The organism is Nocardia arseniciresistens (genome assembly GCF_046764875.1).
GTDB lineage: Bacteria > Actinomycetota > Actinomycetes > Mycobacteriales > Mycobacteriaceae > Nocardia > Nocardia arseniciresistens.
The window spans coordinates 243509-259889 of record NZ_JBKORD010000002.1 but is presented as its reverse complement, the minus strand read 5'-3'; the positions used below and the strand labels follow the sequence as shown (position 1 = coordinate 259889).

14 protein-coding genes are annotated in these 16381 nt (G+C 66.5%); 6 read left to right on the top strand and 8 right to left on the bottom strand.

Annotation, left to right across the window (positions count from 1 at the left end):
- Positions 1-147: 147 nt before the first annotated feature.
- A complete protein-coding gene (locus tag ACLMAJ_RS04760) occupies positions 148-480 on the bottom strand; it encodes an STAS domain-containing protein (protein ID WP_412012505.1) in 333 nt (110 codons plus the stop codon).
- A 578-nt stretch (positions 481-1058) separates the two neighbouring features.
- On the opposite strand from ACLMAJ_RS04760, the gene car reads away from it, so the two are divergent.
- Positions 1059-4571: a carboxylic acid reductase gene (gene car / locus ACLMAJ_RS04755; RefSeq protein ID WP_412012243.1), complete on the top strand. Its 3513-nt coding sequence runs from the start codon at positions 1059-1061 to the stop codon at positions 4569-4571.
- Between the two features lie 72 nt (positions 4572-4643).
- Positions 4644-6350: a dihydroxy-acid dehydratase gene (ilvD, locus tag ACLMAJ_RS04750; RefSeq protein ID WP_412012242.1), complete on the top strand. Its 1707-nt coding sequence runs from the start codon at positions 4644-4646 to the stop codon at positions 6348-6350.
- A gap of 79 nt (positions 6351-6429) precedes the next feature.
- Here the strand turns inward: ilvD and ACLMAJ_RS04745 are convergent, their stop codons facing one another.
- The gene (locus ACLMAJ_RS04745; RefSeq protein WP_412012241.1) at positions 6430-7056 is read right to left on the bottom strand and encodes a TetR/AcrR family transcriptional regulator; all 627 of its coding nucleotides are present in this window, start codon (positions 7054-7056) and stop codon (positions 6430-6432) included.
- 135 nt (positions 7057-7191) lie between these two features.
- Here ACLMAJ_RS04745 and ACLMAJ_RS04740 point away from each other — a divergent pair, with 135 nt between their 5' ends.
- Both ACLMAJ_RS04740 and ACLMAJ_RS04735 read left to right on the top strand, forming a co-directional pair.
- Positions 7192-8217 carry a crotonase/enoyl-CoA hydratase family protein gene (locus tag ACLMAJ_RS04740; protein WP_412012240.1) on the top strand — a complete coding sequence of 342 codons (1026 nt, stop codon included), beginning with the start codon at positions 7192-7194 and terminating at the stop codon, positions 8215-8217.
- Positions 8218-8539: 322 nt separating this feature from the next.
- Positions 8540-8710 carry a hypothetical protein gene (locus ACLMAJ_RS04735; RefSeq protein ID WP_412012239.1) on the top strand — a complete coding sequence of 57 codons (171 nt, stop codon included), beginning with the start codon at positions 8540-8542 and terminating at the stop codon, positions 8708-8710.
- 220 nt (positions 8711-8930) lie between these two features.
- Here ACLMAJ_RS04735 and ACLMAJ_RS04730 read toward each other — a convergent pair whose 3' ends face one another.
- From ACLMAJ_RS04730 to mftR, 6 genes are all read right to left on the bottom strand, one after another.
- Positions 8931-11327, bottom strand: coding sequence for a SpoIIE family protein phosphatase (locus tag ACLMAJ_RS04730; protein WP_412012238.1), 2397 nt, complete (start codon positions 11325-11327; stop codon positions 8931-8933).
- On the bottom strand, positions 11324-11959 hold the full coding sequence (locus tag ACLMAJ_RS04725; RefSeq protein ID WP_412012237.1) for a SpoIIE family protein phosphatase: 636 nt from the start codon (positions 11957-11959) through the stop codon (positions 11324-11326). Before ACLMAJ_RS04725 ends, ACLMAJ_RS04730 begins: the two co-directional genes overlap by 4 nt.
- Positions 11952-12377, bottom strand: coding sequence for an ATP-binding protein (locus tag ACLMAJ_RS04720; RefSeq protein WP_412012236.1), 426 nt, complete (start codon positions 12375-12377; stop codon positions 11952-11954). The genes ACLMAJ_RS04725 and ACLMAJ_RS04720 overlap by 8 nt, the downstream gene beginning before the upstream one ends.
- Positions 12355-12744: an STAS domain-containing protein gene (locus ACLMAJ_RS04715; protein WP_328400287.1), complete on the bottom strand. Its 390-nt coding sequence runs from the start codon at positions 12742-12744 to the stop codon at positions 12355-12357. Before ACLMAJ_RS04715 ends, ACLMAJ_RS04720 begins: the two co-directional genes overlap by 23 nt.
- A gap of 12 nt (positions 12745-12756) precedes the next feature.
- Entirely contained in the window at positions 12757-13662 is a 906-nt protein-coding gene (locus ACLMAJ_RS04710; protein ID WP_412012235.1) for an STAS domain-containing protein, read from the bottom strand.
- A 123-nt stretch (positions 13663-13785) separates the two neighbouring features.
- A complete protein-coding gene (gene mftR, locus ACLMAJ_RS04705) occupies positions 13786-14373 on the bottom strand; it encodes a mycofactocin system transcriptional regulator (RefSeq protein ID WP_412012234.1) in 588 nt (195 codons plus the stop codon).
- 55 nt (positions 14374-14428) lie between these two features.
- Between mftR and mftE the strand changes: the two genes are divergently transcribed.
- Both mftE and mftD read left to right on the top strand, forming a co-directional pair.
- The gene (gene mftE / locus ACLMAJ_RS04700; protein ID WP_412012233.1) at positions 14429-15160 is read left to right on the top strand and encodes a mycofactocin biosynthesis peptidyl-dipeptidase MftE; all 732 of its coding nucleotides are present in this window, start codon (positions 14429-14431) and stop codon (positions 15158-15160) included.
- On the top strand, positions 15157-16380 hold the full coding sequence (gene mftD, locus ACLMAJ_RS04695; RefSeq protein WP_412012232.1) for a pre-mycofactocin synthase MftD: 1224 nt from the start codon (positions 15157-15159) through the stop codon (positions 16378-16380). Before mftE ends, mftD begins: the two co-directional genes overlap by 4 nt.
- The last annotated feature ends 1 nt before the right edge of the window (position 16381 follow it).

The following is a 16381-nucleotide window of genomic DNA, read 5'->3' as shown; positions in this document are numbered from 1 at the left end:
CGCTCGGCTCGCCGGGGCGGCCCGGCGAGCCGAGCGGTGGGTAATGGCGGATGAGCTGCGGCGGACGGTGTCATGCACGCCGTGATCTTCCACGACTGCGAGCATTCCACGGCCCACCGCAGCGAGCGGCGCTGCGCGCCTTCGGGATCAGCGGAACGAGGCCAGCGCGTTGTCCAGGGTGGAATGCAGCGCGAACACCTGATCCAGACTGGTCATCTTCAGTTGGCGACTGGTTGCGGGGCCGTCGGCGACGACGGCGATCGCCGTCGAGGCCCCGGCCCGCTGATGCGCGCCGACGAGTGCGGCCATGCCCGCGGAGGCGAGAAAACTGACCGCGGTCAGGTCGATGATCAGGGCCGCCGGTTTTCCACCGAGAATGCCCTCGATGGCGGCCTCCAGCGCGGGCGCTGTTGCCAGGTCGACCTCGCCGGACACCGTGAGCACAGTTGCGCCGTCGGGCGTCGTCACCGTGGTGGTCATCGTGTCCGCGAGGGGATACGCGTCTCCGGAAGTGTTGGTCACATCTTCACAATCTGCCATGTATCGCCCGATTTCGCTGTACTGACACAAAACGTGCAGCAAACCTGCAACATCTGTGTGCGCCTGCGGGATTTCATGCCGTCGTACTCTACCGCCCGGGTTGTGCGGGGGCCGCGACTTGCCCCGAGCTGTCTCGTGCCGCAGGTGCGCGCCCTCAGCAGCACCGCTAATTCTGCCGGCGGGACGAGTCCGGCCGGATCCGACCCGCCCGCACCAGTGTGTCGGACCAGCTGCGGCGCACAATGGGGTGAGATGCGAGTCACATCAAACATGGGTGCTGTGGGTGTATACCGGAAGGGTAGTTACCTGTACTAACTACCGTTCGATAGAGGAGAGTCTGTTGGCTGCCTCCGTGCGTGACGTCGATTTCCCGGCTGCCGGTGTGGTTGCGCCCGCGGCTTGTATCGTCGGCTTGTTATCGGTTGTGCGCCAGGATGTTCGATTCCTTGCCGACGTCAGCCGTTTCCTACGGTCTCGGGCTCTCGTGTGCGCGTTATACGACCAAGGGAGGCTTGACCATGTCGATCGATACTCCAGCGGTACGACGTGATCGGCGCATTGCCGAGTTGTATGCCGGTGATCCGCAGGTTCGGGACGCCGAACCATCGAAGGAGATCAGTGCGGCGCTGCGGCGTCCAGGGCTGCGGTCCGCGGAGATTATCGCGACGGTCCTCGACGGTTACGCGGATCGACCCGCGCTCGGGCAGCGGGCCTTCGAGTTCACGACCGATGCGGCGGGTCGGCGGACGCTTCGGTTGCTGCCGAGGTTCGAGACGATTACCTACCGTGAGCTGGGGGAGCGGGTCGGTGCGGTGGCGGCCGCGTGGCATCACGACGTCGAACATCCCGTGCGCGCAGGCGATTTCGTCGCCATGATCGGCTTCACCAGTAGCGACTACGCCACTCTCGATCTGGCATGCGCACAGCTCGGCGCGGTAGCGGTGCCGCTACAGGCGGGAGCCGCGCGCAGTCAGTTGAAGGCGATCATCGCCGAGACCGCCCCTCGAGTTCTGGCCGCGACGCCGGAGCTGCTCGACGTGGCTGTCGACTGCTTGCTTGCCGGGTCGGCGACGGAGGGTCTCGTCGTCTTCGACTACCACCCCGACGACGACGGTCACCGTGAGGCGTTCGAATCGGCGCGGACACGGCTCGCGGAAGCCGGTAGCTCGGTCGCCCCCGAATCGCTGGATTCGGTACGTGCCCGCGGAAGCAAGGTGCCGCCCGCGCCTCTGTTCGTCCCCGTCGCCGACGATGACACGCTTGCGCTGCTCATCTACACCTCAGGAAGCACCGGCACTCCTAAAGGGGCCATGTACACCGAGCGGCTGGCCGCCGACATCTGGCTGGCGACGACGGCCTGGTTCGACTCGGCAACGGTGCCCGCGATCGGTCTGAACTATCTGCCGATGAGCCACCTCGCCGGACGTCTCACCCTGTCCGGGATTCTCGCCCGGGGCGGCACCGCCTATTTCGCGGCGAAAAGCGATATGTCGACCCTGTTCGAGGACCTCGGCCTGGTGCGTCCGACGGAGGTGATGTTCGTGCCTCGCGTGTGCGACATGGTGTTCCAGCGTTATCAGAGCGAGCTGGACCGCCGCGCCGCACCGGATATCGCCGACGAGCAGCAGGTGAAAGCCGAACTGCGCCAAGACTTTCTCGGCGGCCGGGTCGTTTCCGCCTCCGTCGCCTCCGCACCGCTGTCCGTGGAATTGAAGACCTTCATGGAATCGTTCATGGATGTCGAGTTGCGCGACGGGTACGGATCCACCGAAGCGGGTGGCGTGCTGGTCGACAACCAGCTGTGCCGTCCGCCGGTGCTCGACTACAAGCTCGTCGACGTCCCCGAGCTCGGGTATTTCCGCACCGACCAACCGCATCCGCGCGGTGAGCTCCTGTTGAAGACGCGGACGATTATCCCCGGGTACTACAAGCGACCCGAGGTCACCGCACAGATCTTCGACGACGACGGCTACTACAAGACCGGCGACATCATGGCCGAGATCGGGCCCGATCAGCTGGTCTATGTTGATCGCCGCAATAATGTGCTGAAGCTGTCGCAGGGGGAGTTCGTCGCCGTTTCCCATCTGGAGGCCGTCTACGCGGCCAGCCCCTTGGTCGGGCAGATCTTCGTCTACGGCAGCAGTGAGCGCGCGTACGTGCTCGCGGTGGTGGTGCCCACCGCGGAGGCGCAGAACATCGAAGCCGACCGGCGGAAGGCCGCGATCGCCGCGTCGTTGCGGCGGATCGCCGGCAACAGCGGTCTCAACTCCTACGAGATCCCACGCGATTTCCTGATCGAGACCGAGCCGTTCACGATCGAAAACGGCCTGCTCTCCGGTGCCGGTAAGCTGTTGCGGCCCAATCTCAAAGCGCGCTACGGTGCCCGACTCGAGCAGCTGTACACCGATATGGCCGAGGGGCAGGCGAACGAGTTGCTCAGCCTGCGCAACACTGCGGCAGAGCTGCCGGTGCTGGAGACGATCGGCCGGGCCGCGCACACCCTGCTCGGTTGCGCGACAACAGATTTGCGACCGGACGCACACTTCACGGAGCTCGGCGGCGATTCCCTTTCCGCGCTGTCGTTTTCGAACCTGCTCCAGGACATCTTCGAAGTGGAGGTTCCGGTGGGTGTGGTCATCAGCCCCGCGAACGGGTTGCGTGACCTCGCCGATTACGTGGAAAGGGAACGCAATTCCAACGTGCACCGCCCCACACCCATCTCGGTGCACGGCCTCGACGGGTCGCAGGTGAACGCCGGTGACCTGACGCTGGACAAGTTCATCGATGCGCGGACCTCGAGCGCCGCGGAGAGATTGCCCGCGCCCGACGGCGTCACCGGGACGGTGCTGTTGACCGGCGCGAACGGCTACCTCGGCCGCTTCCTGTGCCTGGAATGGCTGGAGCGGCTGGACAAGTCGGGCGGCACGCTGATCTGCGTCGTGCGCGGCAGCGACGCCGGGGCCGCCCGCAAGCGCCTCGCCGACGCCTTCGACAGCGGCGACCCGGGGTTGGTCGAGCACTTCGAGGACCTGGCCGCACGACGCTTGGAAGTACTCGCCGGGGATATCGGTGAGATGGACCTCGGTCTGGATAAAGCCACCTGGAATCGGTTGGCGGACAACGTAGATCTGATTGTCCACCCGGCCGCTCTCGTCAATCACGTACTCCCTTACAGCCAGCTGTTCGGGCCGAACGTAGTCGGCACCGCCGAGGTAATTCGTCTCGCGATCACCACCCGTCTCAAGCCGGTCACCTATCTCTCGACGGTGGGCGTCGCCGCACAGGTCGACCCGGCGCTGTTCGACGAGGACGGCGACATCCGCGATTTCAGCCCGGTACGCGTCATCGACGACAGCTACGCCAACGGCTACGGCAACAGCAAGTGGGCGGGGGAGGTGCTGCTGCGCGAAGCCAACGACCTGTGCGGCCTGCCGGTCACGGTCTTCCGCTCGGACATGATCCTGGCGCACAGCCGCTACCGCGGGCAGCTCAATGTGCCGGACATGTTCACCCGCCTCCTGCTGAGCCTGGTCGCCACCGGCATCGCGCCGTTCTCCTTCTACCGAACCCACTCCGACGGCACCCGCAGCCGCGCCCACTACGACGGCCTACCCGCCGACTTCACCGCAGAGGCCATCACCACCCTCGGCGCCCTCGGCACCGCGGGCTTCCACACGTTCGACGTGGTCAACCCCAACGACGACGGCATATCCCTCGACAACGTGGTGGACTGGCTCATCGAATCCGGCCACCCGATCCAGCGCATCGCCGACTACCGCGACTGGTTCGACCGCTTCGGCACCGCACTGCGTGCACTGCCGGAGAAGCAACGCCAGGCATCGGTGCTGCCCCTGCTGCACGCATACATCCACCCCGACCGTCCCCTTGTCGGCTCGGCCGTCCCTGCCGAGGTATTCCAGACCGCGGTACAGAGGGTGCGGATCGGCGCGGACAATGACATCCCGCACTTATCAGCGCAACTCATCGCCAAGTACGCGACCGACCTCGAGCACCGAGCGCTGCTCGGCTAGGGGCAGACCGACTGTGGCCGGATCGGCGTGGTCGGCGGTTGCGGGAGATCAGGTGGGAGGATGATGGGCGCCGTGTCCAATGATTCGAATGGCCCCGATATCAAGCCACGCAGCCGCGACGTCACCGACGGACTGGAGAAGACCGCTGCTCGCGGGATGTTGCGGGCGGTCGGGATGGGGGACGATGACTGGGGGAAGTCCCAGATCGGCGTCGCCTCCTCATGGAACGAAATCACACCGTGCAACCTGTCGCTGGACCGGCTGGCGAAGGCCAGCAAGGAGGGCGTGTTCGCCGGGGGTGGTTATCCGATGGAGTTCGGGACCATCTCGGTGTCCGATGGCATTTCCATGGGGCACGAGGGCATGCATTTCTCCCTGGTGTCGCGTGAGGTGATCGCCGACAGTGTCGAGACGGTGATGCAGGCCGAGCGCCTCGACGGGTCGGTGCTGCTCGCCGGATGCGACAAGTCCCTGCCGGGGATGTTGATGGCCGCGGCCAGGCTGAATCTGGCGAGTGTGTTCCTGTATGCGGGCTCGATTCTGCCCGGGATCGCCAAGCTGTCCGATGGCAGCGAGCGTGAGGTGACGATCATCGACGCGTTCGAGGCGGTCGGCGCGTGCTCACGTGGACTGATGAGCCGCGAGGACGTCGACGCCATCGAGCGGGCCATCTGTCCTGGTGAAGGCGCCTGCGGCGGTATGTACACGGCGAACACGATGGCCAGTGCGGCCGAGGCCATGGGGATGTCGCTGCCGGGTAGCGCCGCGCCGCCCGCGACCGACCGGCGGCGCGACGGCTACGCCCGGCGCAGTGGCGAGGCCGTGGTGGAGTTGTTGCGGCGCGGGATCACCACCGCCGACATCCTCACCAAAGAAGCCTTCGAGAACGCGATCGCGGTGGTGATGGCGTTCGGCGGATCCACCAATGCGGTGCTGCATCTGCTGGCGATCGCGCATGACGCGAATGTCGCACTGACGCTGGAGGATTTCGCCCGCGTCGGTCGCCGGGTCCCGCACCTCGCCGACGTCAAACCCTTCGGGCGGCACGTGATGACCGATGTGGACCGAATCGGTGGCGTACCGGTGATGATGAAGGCGCTGCTGGATGCTGGGCTCCTGCACGGCGACTGCCTGACCGTGACAGGGCGGACCGTCGCGGAGAACCTGGCCGCGATCGCGCCGCCGGACCCCGACGGCAAAGTGGTCAGGGCCATGACCTCGCCGATCCACCCGACCGGCGGCATCACCATTCTCGACGGCTCCCTCGCACCCGGCGGTGCGGTGGTCAAATCCGCGGGCTTCGACTCCGATGTATTCATAGGCACCGCACGGGTTTTCGACCGCGAGCGCTCGGCCATGGACGCGCTGGAAGACGGCACCATCGCGGCGGGCGATGTGGTGGTGATCCGGTACGAGGGACCCAAGGGCGGTCCGGGTATGCGCGAGATGCTGGCGATCACCGCGGCCATCAAGGGTGCCGGCCTCGGCAAGGACGTGCTGCTGCTCACCGACGGCAGGTTCTCCGGTGGCACCACGGGCCTTTGCGTCGGGCACGTCGCCCCGGAAGCGGTCGACGGCGGCCCGATCGCCTTCGTGCGTGACGGTGACCAGATCCGACTCGACGTCGGCGCGGGCACCCTCGACCTGCTGGTTGATCCGGCCGAGCTCGACCGCCGCCGCGATGGCTGGGAACCGTTGCCGCCCCGCTATACCCGCGGCGTGCTCGCGAAGTACTCGAAGCTGGTCGGGTCGGCGTCGTACGGGGCGGTGTGCGACTGACGATTGCGAGTCGGCTGCGCATGTCCGCCGAAAGATCGGGCGATCTGGTTGCGCGCTGGCGATGGGGGCTGGTCGTGCGTCAGTCGTGCGGACCCAGCTTCTCCGCCAGCGCGCGCAGGTGATCTTGCATCAGTAAGTGGGCATCGAGGTCGAACAGGCCGAGGCGGCCGGTGTGGGCGAGCAGGATCAGGCCGGAGGCGTGGGCCAGTACGTCGGCGGTCAGTTTTCGCGCTCGGTCGGTGTCTGCTCCGGAATCGAGGGCAGCGCGGCTCAGGGGGTCGAGGGCGGCGAGCAGCTCGAGATTGAGTTCGGAGTTGAGTTCCTCGGAAAGGCCATGTGGCCGGATTCCGCCGCGGAACAGGTAGAAGCCGAGGTCCAGGTCGCGGGGGTTGGTGTCGTAGAAGTCGAAGAACGCCGATCCCGCCGCGATGAATCGCGCGGTCGCGGTGCCTGAGCGGGTGGCCACCTCGGTGGCTGCGCGCAGCCGGGCGAGGGACTCGCCGAGCGCCGCGGCGTAGATGTGCTCCTTGCTCGGGAAGTAGGCGTAGATCGCGCCGGGGGTGTAGCCAGCGGCCTTGGCGATCGCGCGCATGCTCGCGCCTTGAAGACCTTCGGCCTCGAAGATGCCCAGCGCGGCGTCGAGGATGATCGTGCGCTTCAGCTCGTTCACCGCATCGCGGCGCTCGGCCCGGCTCGGGTCCACCATCATCTTCTCCTTTTGCGGTACGGCCGCTCACGCTACAGTCGTGATCTATGTTCATTATTATGAACACCGTTCAGTAGATGGATGTCGGTGGCCTGTACGGTCATCGACGGTGACCTATCGTGCGAGGGAGAACCTGTGTCCGACAACGCAACTCACGGAGCAGCATGGACAAGGAGCTGGACCGAGGGCGACGACTCGCTGTTCGCGAAGCGCCCTGCCCCTGTCGATCGCGGCTCGCGCTACCGCACATTGACCTACGAGGTGACCGGCCGTATCGCGCGGATCACCTTCGACCGGGCCGCCTACGGCAACTCGATCACCTGGGATACGCCCACCGAACTCGCCGACGCCGTCGAACTCGCCGACCTCGATCCGCGGGTGCATGTCATCCTCGTGTCCGGACGTGGCAAGGGATTCTGCGGCGGGTACGACCTGACCGCGTTCGGTGAAAACGCCTTCGGGCACGAAGAGGACCGCGCCGCCGAGGACACCACGTCCGGCACCGTTCTCGATCCGATCGTGCAGGCGCGCAATCACAATCCCGCCTCGGCATGGGATCCGATGGTCGATTACGCGATGATGAGCCGCTTCAACCGCGGCTTCGCCAGCCTGCTGCACGCGAACAAACCGACCGTCGCGAAACTGCACGGATTCTGCGTGGCGGGCGGCACCGACATCGCGCTCTACGCGGATCAGATCATCTGCGCCGACGACACCAAGATCGGTTACCCGCCCACCCGCGTCTGGGGCGTGCCCGCCGCTGGCATGTGGGCACACCGGCTCGGTGACCAACGCGCCAAACGACTGCTGCTCACCGGCGACTGCCTCTCGGGCAAGCAAGCCGAAGAATGGGGTCTCGCCGTCGAAGCGCCACCGGCCGCCGAACTCGACGAGCGCACCGAGGACCTCCTCGAACGTATCGCCCGCATGCCGATCAACCAGCTGATGATGGTCAAGCTCGCCCTCAACAGCGCGCTGCACGCACAGGGCGTCACCAACTCGGCCATGATCAGCACCGTCTTCGACGGCATCTCCAGGCACACCCGCGAGGGCTACGCATTTCAGCAGCGCGCCGGCGAGGCGGGCTTCCGCGCCGCCGTCGCCGACCGCGACGAACCGTTCGGCGACTACAAACGCGCCCAGTTCACTACCGACGGCTGAGCGAGACGGCCTGCGAGCGAACAGACTCGGACTCGATCGCGACGGCATCTCGGAACCGGCGGCGAGTGTAAGCACATCGGTGCGTGCATGCGGCTAAATGTCGGATTATGTTGTCCGCGTTCATCACATCGCCGTACTTTCTCCGGATGCTGATCTAGAATGGAGGCGTGTAGGACCCATGTGGTCCGACCTGGCGCCCCCCGTTGCGCCCCATAATCGGGAAAATGATTCCACTGGCGGGGCCCGGGTAATGCATTGGAGCCGGGCTGCCGCAAATCGTCGGCGTCCCGGCACGGGGAACCTGCCTGCTGAGGAGACGACGATGGTCCAGGAAATCGGAACTGAGCATGATGACGATTCCGAGCAGGTGGTGCCGGTTGTCTGGCCCGACCCAAATCCGCTGGACGCGTGGTGGCGCCGCGTGATGGCTGTTCCGAGCGACTCGACCGGCGACCTGTCGCACTCAGGCGAGCCATCCGGCCGCGGTAAGTAGAACCCGCGGAGGCTGAACGACGCGCACGCGACAGCCTCGAATAGCGCGAATCGAGAGCAACTCCCGGCCGCTGCACGGGCGAAGTCCTCGCGTGCCGCGCAGGGATCTGCGACGCCCCTCCGAGGTGGGGGGTGAGCGCCTCGGACCATGCTCGTGCATGATCCCCGCCGTGACCTCGCCGCAGAGATCTCGCTTGCCCGCCGACCGTCGGCGGAAGGTGTCAGCTGGACATGCGGCGCTGCTGCGTGCCGCGAAGTGGGTTCGCGACGGGAGATTTGATCGCGGGCAGTGTGACCGACATGCGCACGCGGGTGCCGGGACCGGCGTGATCGATCTCGAGTTCCTCGGTCAGTGCGCGCATCATGTCGATGCCACGGCCGCGATAGCCGGGGTCGGCCGATCGCGGTTTCCATGTTCCGGTGTCGGCGACGAAGATGACGACTGTCTCGGTGTCGCATTGGGCCGACAGTTCGACGCGGCCCGCGTCGGCCACCTCCGCCGTGCCCGTTGCGCGGCCCATCGATACATCCGTGGACCGCACGGGGCGGCTGGCGGGCAGCGCGCCGTTTCGATAGGCGTGTTCGATGCTGTTGCTGCACGCCTCGTTCGCGGCCGCGATCAGGTCCGAGGCGAGGTCGTGCGGCACCGCGGCGGCGGCCAGCCAGGCTTTGAGGCTGCGGCGCATCGTCGAGAGCTGATCGGGGTTGGCCGGTACGTCCAATCGCAGCGGAGCGGGTGGCTGCCGGTACACGACCATGGCGACGTCGTCGTCGTAGCCCGCGGCGGGGCGCAGCCGGGACAGCACCGCATCGGCCACCTCACGCGGCAGCCTGCCGGGAGTTTCCTCCAGTACCGCGCAGATCTTCGCGAAGCTGTCATCGATATCGACACCGCGATGCTCGACAAGACCGTCGGTGAAAAGCACCAACGTCGAGCCGGGAGTCAGCGCCGTTGTCGCCTCCGGGCGCCGAGGAACCTCGAAGGTCGCCAGCGGCACCGATCGGCCGCCCTCCAGCATCCTGCCCGGCTGGCCGACGTCCGCGAGGATCGGTGGCATATGACCGGCGCTGCTGTAGCGGACAAGCCCACGCACCGGATCGAGCACCGCGGCGCACACCGTGGTGCACATGGCGCCGGGGATGCGCGCCGCGACGTTGTCGAGTTCGGCGAGCAACTGCGCGGGACCGGCGCCGCCGAGGAGCAAAGTCTGTGCGGCCGTACGCAATTGGCCCATGACGACGGCGGCGGAGAGGCCGCGCCCTACACAGTCGCCGACGACGATGCCGATCGTCCCGTCTCGCAACGGCACCACGTCGTACCAGTCGCCGCCGATCTCCAATGGCGGCAACGCGGGTTCGTAGTGCACCGAGAATCGCGGCGGCAGCTCGATCGGACCGAGCATGGCCCGCTGCAAAGTCAAAGAGGTGGAGCGCGCCTGATCGAAGTTGCGCGCTCGCTGCACCGCGACGCTCAGGTGACCGATCAGCAGGGAGAACAATGTCCAGTCCGCGGCGCTGATCGCGCGTGGCGTCGCGAAGCGCAACCACAGTGCGGCATCGCCTGTTTCGCCCAGCGGGGCCACGATGCCCTCGGAGCTGTCGGTGCCCTCCGGGATCGCGATCAGGCTGCGGCCCGGCCTGCGCCGTGCCCTTTCGAGCAGTGCCCGCGCGCGTGCGTCGAGCGCGGCACTGTCGGGCATCGATGGTCGTATCGCGTCGCCGACGGGCACGATATCGCTGGTGTTCGCGGAGCGCTCCGCGAACTGCGCGCCGCCGGAGACATAGACCTCGGGGCCGGTGGTGCGGCTCGGCCAGACCGAAACCACCGCCGTCTCGGCACCGACGGTGCGTCGCAGCTCGTCGAGTCCGACGGCGAGCACCTCGACAACGGTGGTTGCCGCACCGACGGCAGTGGCCAGCCGGGAGGCGGCCTGATCGCGGGCCTGGGCGTCGTGTTCGGCAGTCACATCGCGGATGGTGCCGACGAAGATCTGTTCGTTGTTCTCCGGCTTGATCAGTGCGCTCGTGCTCACCGCGAGCCAGACCACACGGCCGTCGCGATGCTGGACCGGAATGACGAAACGCTGTGCCTCGGTACCGAGGTCGGGGTAGCGCGGTCCCTGCGGCATCGACCACGGATGCGGCAGCGGGAAGGGGATGTCGGCGGCACCGTACCCGGTCAGCGCGCCGAAGGCGGAATTGACCTCGACAATGGTGCCGTGCGAATCGGCAACGAAGAAGCCATCCTGCAGTGACTCGACAAGAGCGGTGCGGAAAGCGTCGCGGCCCGCGAGATCGTCTGCGCGGGAACGCTGCTGCTCGTAACGGCGATTGCCGTCGAGGAACCCCCGGGTGGCGATATCCAGCGCGGCGAGGGTCTGCAGGAGGAATTCCAGAGCCGTCTCGGCGAGCTTGGCGTCCTTGTCGTCGGCGGGCTGCTCAGCGGCCTGCACGACGCGGAAATGGTTCTCGGTGAGGTCGAGCAGGCTGATGCCCTCGACGAGGGCGCGGCGGCCGAGGTCGTAGCCCTCGGCGAGGCCTGCTTGCGTCGGCGAATCCAAGTGTCGCCGCAGCGCATCCGCGTAGGCGTCCAGAAATGCGGCGAGCGCAGCGGTCATGACATCACATCCGGCGGGCCGCCCCGGTGGCGGGCGGCGAGCACTAGAGCGTCGTCGGTGTCCTTGGCGTGCTTGGCGAGGATGTCGGCGGTGATGTCGGCGGTGGACTTCGACAGATCGATGCAATCGGTGGAATCGATGACGATGCCGTCGGTGGACATCAATAGTAGGTCGCCAGGGCGCACCGCGACGGTCTGCGGTTGCAGGGTCTGCGGTAGCCGATAGCCGACGATACCGCCGGTCAGCAGCACCGTCGCGCGGACCTTCAGCCCGACGGGTGCGCGGGTCAGTACCTGGGAGTCGACATTTCCGACCCCGAGCCAACGCATCGTGTCCCCGTCGCCGAATAGTGCCAGAGATACTGCCGCGCCACGGGTTTCGGCCATCGCACGATGGCAAAGCACCATCAGGACATCCAGTGGTTCCGCGCGGTTTTCCGCGAGTATCTGCGCGGCGCGATCGGAGGCGTCCGCGGCGGCGGCCCCGTGTCCGAGACCGTCGAGGACAGCGAAGAGTACGGTGCCGTTACCCGTATCGAGGACCACGCAGCGGTCACCGGAAACCTGTTGGCCTGGCAGCGCGCGCCCCGCCACCGCCCACTCGATTCGGCCGATGAAGCCGTCCTCATGCACCGTTGGGTACCCACTTCCACATCTCGATCAACGTGCCGCGCCCGGGTGCCGAGTCGATGATCAGGCGGTCCATCAAGCGGCGCGCGCCGGGCAGCCCGAGACCGAGGCCGCGTCCGGTCGAGTAGCCGTCGTCGAGCGCACGGGCGATATCTACGATGCCGGGCCCCTGGTCCTCGGCTTGAACCACCAGCGCCTGACGACCCTCTCGGTCGTTCACGAGCAGCCGGATCTCGCCGCTGCCTGCGTAACTGGTGATGTTGCGTGCAATCTCGGAGATAGCTGTCGAGATCATCGTTCGATCGGTCAGGGAGAATCCGAGCTTGGCTGCCAGTTCACGTCCGGCCTGTCGTGCGATCACGATGTCACCGGACACCCTGACCGCGATCACCAAGTTCTCAGCGGCCACTGTCACGACCATCTCGCTGGCGACGGGCCGGGGTCTTGCGATTCAACCAGGCGAGGCCCTCTTCGAGATCGAGGGCAGTGTGCATGTCTTCGAACGTGAGCCCGAGTTGCACCATGGCGAACGCGACTTCGGGTTGCAGCCCGACGATGACTGTTTCGGCTCCGCGGAGCTGCGTCATATGCGCGATGGTACGCAGCGATCTCGCCGCGAAAGAATCCATCACATCGATCGCTGTGACGTCGACAATGATCCCGTGCGCTCGATATTTGCTGACCTGCTTCATCAGGTCGTCCTGGAGGCGCTCGGTATCGGCGTCGGTCAGTGCGGACTGAACCGACGCAATGAGGAATGTGCCTTGCTTGAGTATCGGAACTGGCACGGGATCGCCTGGTCAGCGTCCGTCGCGTTCGATGGGCCGATCCGTCACACGGGTCACCTCATAGCCCAGCAAACGTTCCGCTTCTTCGATACCGCCCTGCAGGTCGCCGACGGCATTCATCTTGGACAGGTCGAGCCCGATGGTCACCAGCGTCAGCGCGATCTCCGAGGACAGGCCGGTGATAATGACGTTCGCGCCCATCAGGCCCGACGCGTCGACGGTCTGCACCAGGTGGTTGGCCACCGTGGAGTCGATCGCGGGCACACCGGTGATGTCGATGACGACGACCTTGGCGCGATTGGCCCGGATCGCCCGTAGCAGCTGTTCGGTGAGCTGACGGGCGCGCTGGCTGTCGAGCACGCCGATGATCGGCAGGATGAGCAGCTGCTCACGCACCTGCAAGACCGGAGTCGACAGCTCGCGAATGGCTTCCTGCTGCTGGCGGATAACGCGCTCGCGTTCCTGCACGAACGAGATGGCCACGGTGCTTGCGATGCGGTTCGCTGCCGGTTCGTAGGCGTCGAGGACGGCATTGAGCAACTCGAAGTCGGCCTGGTATTTCTCGAACAGCGAGCGGGCCAGCACGTCGCGAAGCAGCAGCACGATACCGATGACCTCGTCGGTCTCGACTCCTCTCGGAATGATGCGCTCTGACAGATCGCGGGCGTAGGCCTGCAGCGCGGCGACGCTACCGGTCTCGAGCACCTCGACGTAGTTGTCGTAGACGGAGGTCGCCTCGGAGAAGATCTCCTCGGGCGTCATTGCGGTGAGCAGCTGGGCATCGGTGATACGACGTGCCCACTCCTCACGCAGCGCGGTGCGGTTCTGCCGCAGGTGTTCGACCAGCTGCGGAAGCAGATTGTCGACCGGTCCTACTGACAGAGAGTCCGCCGAAAGGTTCATGGACACCTCGGACATGGAAACTCCAGCCCCTTTCGACGGGTGGGTCGCGATCATCGTACGTGCGGCAGCAAGTCGCTACCGAGCCTAGTCATACCCCACCGGAGTTGCTGGCGAAACCTACCGGTAGTCCAGGGAATTTCACGGGTGTGCGAATCCACGGGCCAGGCCCGCGAGCGCCTCGTCCAGATACACCGTGAGATCGGCATCGGCCCTCGCGAGCCAGGCGTCGAAGGCGGCGCGTGCTGCGGCGAGAGTTGTGCGACCGATGGCGAGGGGGAGCAGGGCGTCCTCTGGTTCGCCGAGCCGCTGCGCGGCGAAGGCGCTGACCGCGCGTTCCCAGGCGTCGTAGTGCGCGCCCGCGGTGGCCGCGAGCGCCGGAATCGCACCGACGAGCTGCATGCGGGTGCGCAGCTCGGCGACGTCCTCGGCGCGATACCGGTTGGCGTTCACGACAACTCGACGTACTGCGGTCATCATCGGTTCCTCGTCGGCGACCATGGCGAATGCGGCGCGCAGGGCGGCGACCTCGTCGTCGAATTGGTACCAGAGCACCTCGGCCTTGGTGGGGAAGTATCGGAAGAAGGTGCGTCCGCTGATACCGGCGGTCGCGGCGATCTGCTCGACGGTGGTGTCGTCGAAGCCCTGCTCGGTGAACAGGCGCAAGGCGATCAGTTCGAGTTCACGCTTGGTGGTGCCCCGTGGGCGGCCGCGCGTCGGAGGTGTCACGGCTATTGATTATGTCTCTATTGATTATGTCAGTGACTGACGATAATCTCGCGGCATGTCGGAAAGTGTCGCGGCCCACAAGCTCGCCGTGGCGGATCTCACCTGGCCCGAGGCGGGCGAGCGTGCCGCCGCCGGCGCGATCCTCGCGGTGCCGGTGGGCGCTACCGAGCAACACGGTCCGCATCTGCCGTTATCCACCGACACCGACATCGCGGTGGCGTTGTCTGCGCGGCTGGCGGCACTGCGGCCTGATGTGCTTGTTGCGCCCGCGATTCCGTATGGCTCCAGCGGTGAGCATGCGGGCTTCCCCGGCACCCTGTCCATCGGGCAGGCCGCGTTGACACTGCTGATTGTGGAGCTGTGCCGATCGGCCACCGACACTTTCGACCGAATCCTGCTGGTCAGCGGGCACGGCGGCAATCTGGAGCCACTGTGCGAGGCCTGCGCGCTGTTGCGTACCGAATCCCGTGACGTCCGCGTGTACATGCCCCGCTATCAGGGCGATCCGCACGCGGGACGCTCCGAGACCTCGATTCAGCTGGCACTGGGACGGGGCCGAGTACGCATCGAACGCGCGGTCGTGGGTGATACCCGGCCGCTGCCCGAGATCCTGCCGCTGCTGCGCGCAGGGGGTGTTCGCGCGGTGAGCGCCAACGGCGTACTCGGCGACCCGGCGGGCGCGGGCGCGGACGAAGGGGCCGCGCTGCTCGCACAACTGACTACCGATCTGCACGACCGAACCCGGCACTGGTGGCCGGTAGCTTCCCGGGAAAGGACCGGAATATGAACCCATGGTTCGAAACAGTCGCCGAGGCGCAGCGGCGCGCGAAGAAACGACTACCGAAATCGGTGTACGGCGCGCTGATCGCAGGATCCGAGCGCGGCCAGACGATCGAGGAGAATCAGAGGGCCTTCACCGAACTCGGCTTCGCGCCGCACGTCGCGGGCCCGATCGGCGAACGCGACCAGTCGACAACCGTACTGGGACAGCAGCTTTCCATGCCCGTGCTGATTTCGCCGACCGGTGTGCAGGCAGTGCATCCCGACGGTGAAGTGGCTGTGGCCCGCGCGGCGGCGGCGCGCGGGATCGCGATGGGACTGAGCTCCTTCGCCAGCAAGCCCATCGAAGAGGTGATCGCGGCCAACCCCGCGACGTTCTTCCAGCTCTACTGGTGCGGCAGTAAAGACGAGATCCTGGAGCGGATGGCGCGCGCCCGGGCGGCGGGCGCGGTCGGCCTGATCCTCACCCTCGACTGGTCGTTCTCACACGGCCGCGACTGGGGCAGCCCGGTGATCCCGGAGAAGCTCGATCTGCGCGCCATGCTGCGTTTCGCACCGCAGACCCTGATCAAGCCGCGCTGGCTGAGTACCTACCTGAAGTCGGGCCACATCCCCGACCTGACCGCCCCGAACATGGCCATCGGTGACGGGCCCGCGCCCGGGTTCTTCGGCGCCTACGGCGAGTGGATGGGCACTCCTGCGCCCGACTGGTCCGACGTGCAGTGGATCTGCGAGCAGTGGGCCGGCCCCGTCATGCTCAAGGGTGTGATGCGAGTGGATGACGCACTGCGAGCGATTGATTCGGGTGTGGCCGCCATCTCGGTGTCCAATCACGGCGGCAACAATCTGGACGGTACTCCGGCGGCGATTCGCGCGCTGCCGGTGGTAGCCGAAGCTGTCGGGTCTCAGATCGACGTGGTTCTCGACGGTGGTATTCGCCGAGGCAGCGATGTGGTGAAGGCGGTCGCCCTCGGTGCTCGCGCGGTCATGATCGGCCGCGCCTACCTCTGGGGTCTCGCCGCCAACGGCCAGCCGGGCGTCGAGAACGTCCTCGATATCCTGCGCGGCGGCATCGACTCGGCGCTGCTCGGTCTGCGCAAGACCTCGGTGCGGGATCTGGACCGGTCCGACTTGATCGTGCCCGAAGGTTTCGAGCGTGCGCTCGGGATACCCGCGCGGCCCACCGAGATTCCGACTCGACCGGCGTCAGAGGCGACCGTCGGCTGAT

Coding starts and splice junctions, on each gene's coding strand:
- ACLMAJ_RS04710 (WP_412012235.1), bottom strand. CDS start 13,662: ATGTCCGAGGTGTCCATGAACCTTTCGGCGGACTCTCTGTCAGTAGGA.
- car (WP_412012243.1), top strand. CDS start 1,059: ATGTCGATCGATACTCCAGCGGTACGACGTGATCGGCGCATTGCCGAG.
- ACLMAJ_RS04760 (WP_412012505.1), bottom strand. CDS start 480: ATGACCACCACGGTGACGACGCCCGACGGCGCAACTGTGCTCACGGTG.
- ACLMAJ_RS04745 (WP_412012241.1), bottom strand. CDS start 7,056: ATGGTGGACCCGAGCCGGGCCGAGCGCCGCGATGCGGTGAACGAGCTG.
- ACLMAJ_RS04720 (WP_412012236.1), bottom strand. CDS start 12,377: ATGGTCGTGACAGTGGCCGCTGAGAACTTGGTGATCGCGGTCAGGGTG.
- mftD (WP_412012232.1), top strand. CDS start 15,157: ATGAACCCATGGTTCGAAACAGTCGCCGAGGCGCAGCGGCGCGCGAAG.
- ACLMAJ_RS04730 (WP_412012238.1), bottom strand. CDS start 11,327: ATGACCGCTGCGCTCGCCGCATTTCTGGACGCCTACGCGGATGCGCTG.
- mftE (WP_412012233.1), top strand. CDS start 14,429: ATGTCGGAAAGTGTCGCGGCCCACAAGCTCGCCGTGGCGGATCTCACC.
- ACLMAJ_RS04735 (WP_412012239.1), top strand. CDS start 8,540: ATGGTCCAGGAAATCGGAACTGAGCATGATGACGATTCCGAGCAGGTG.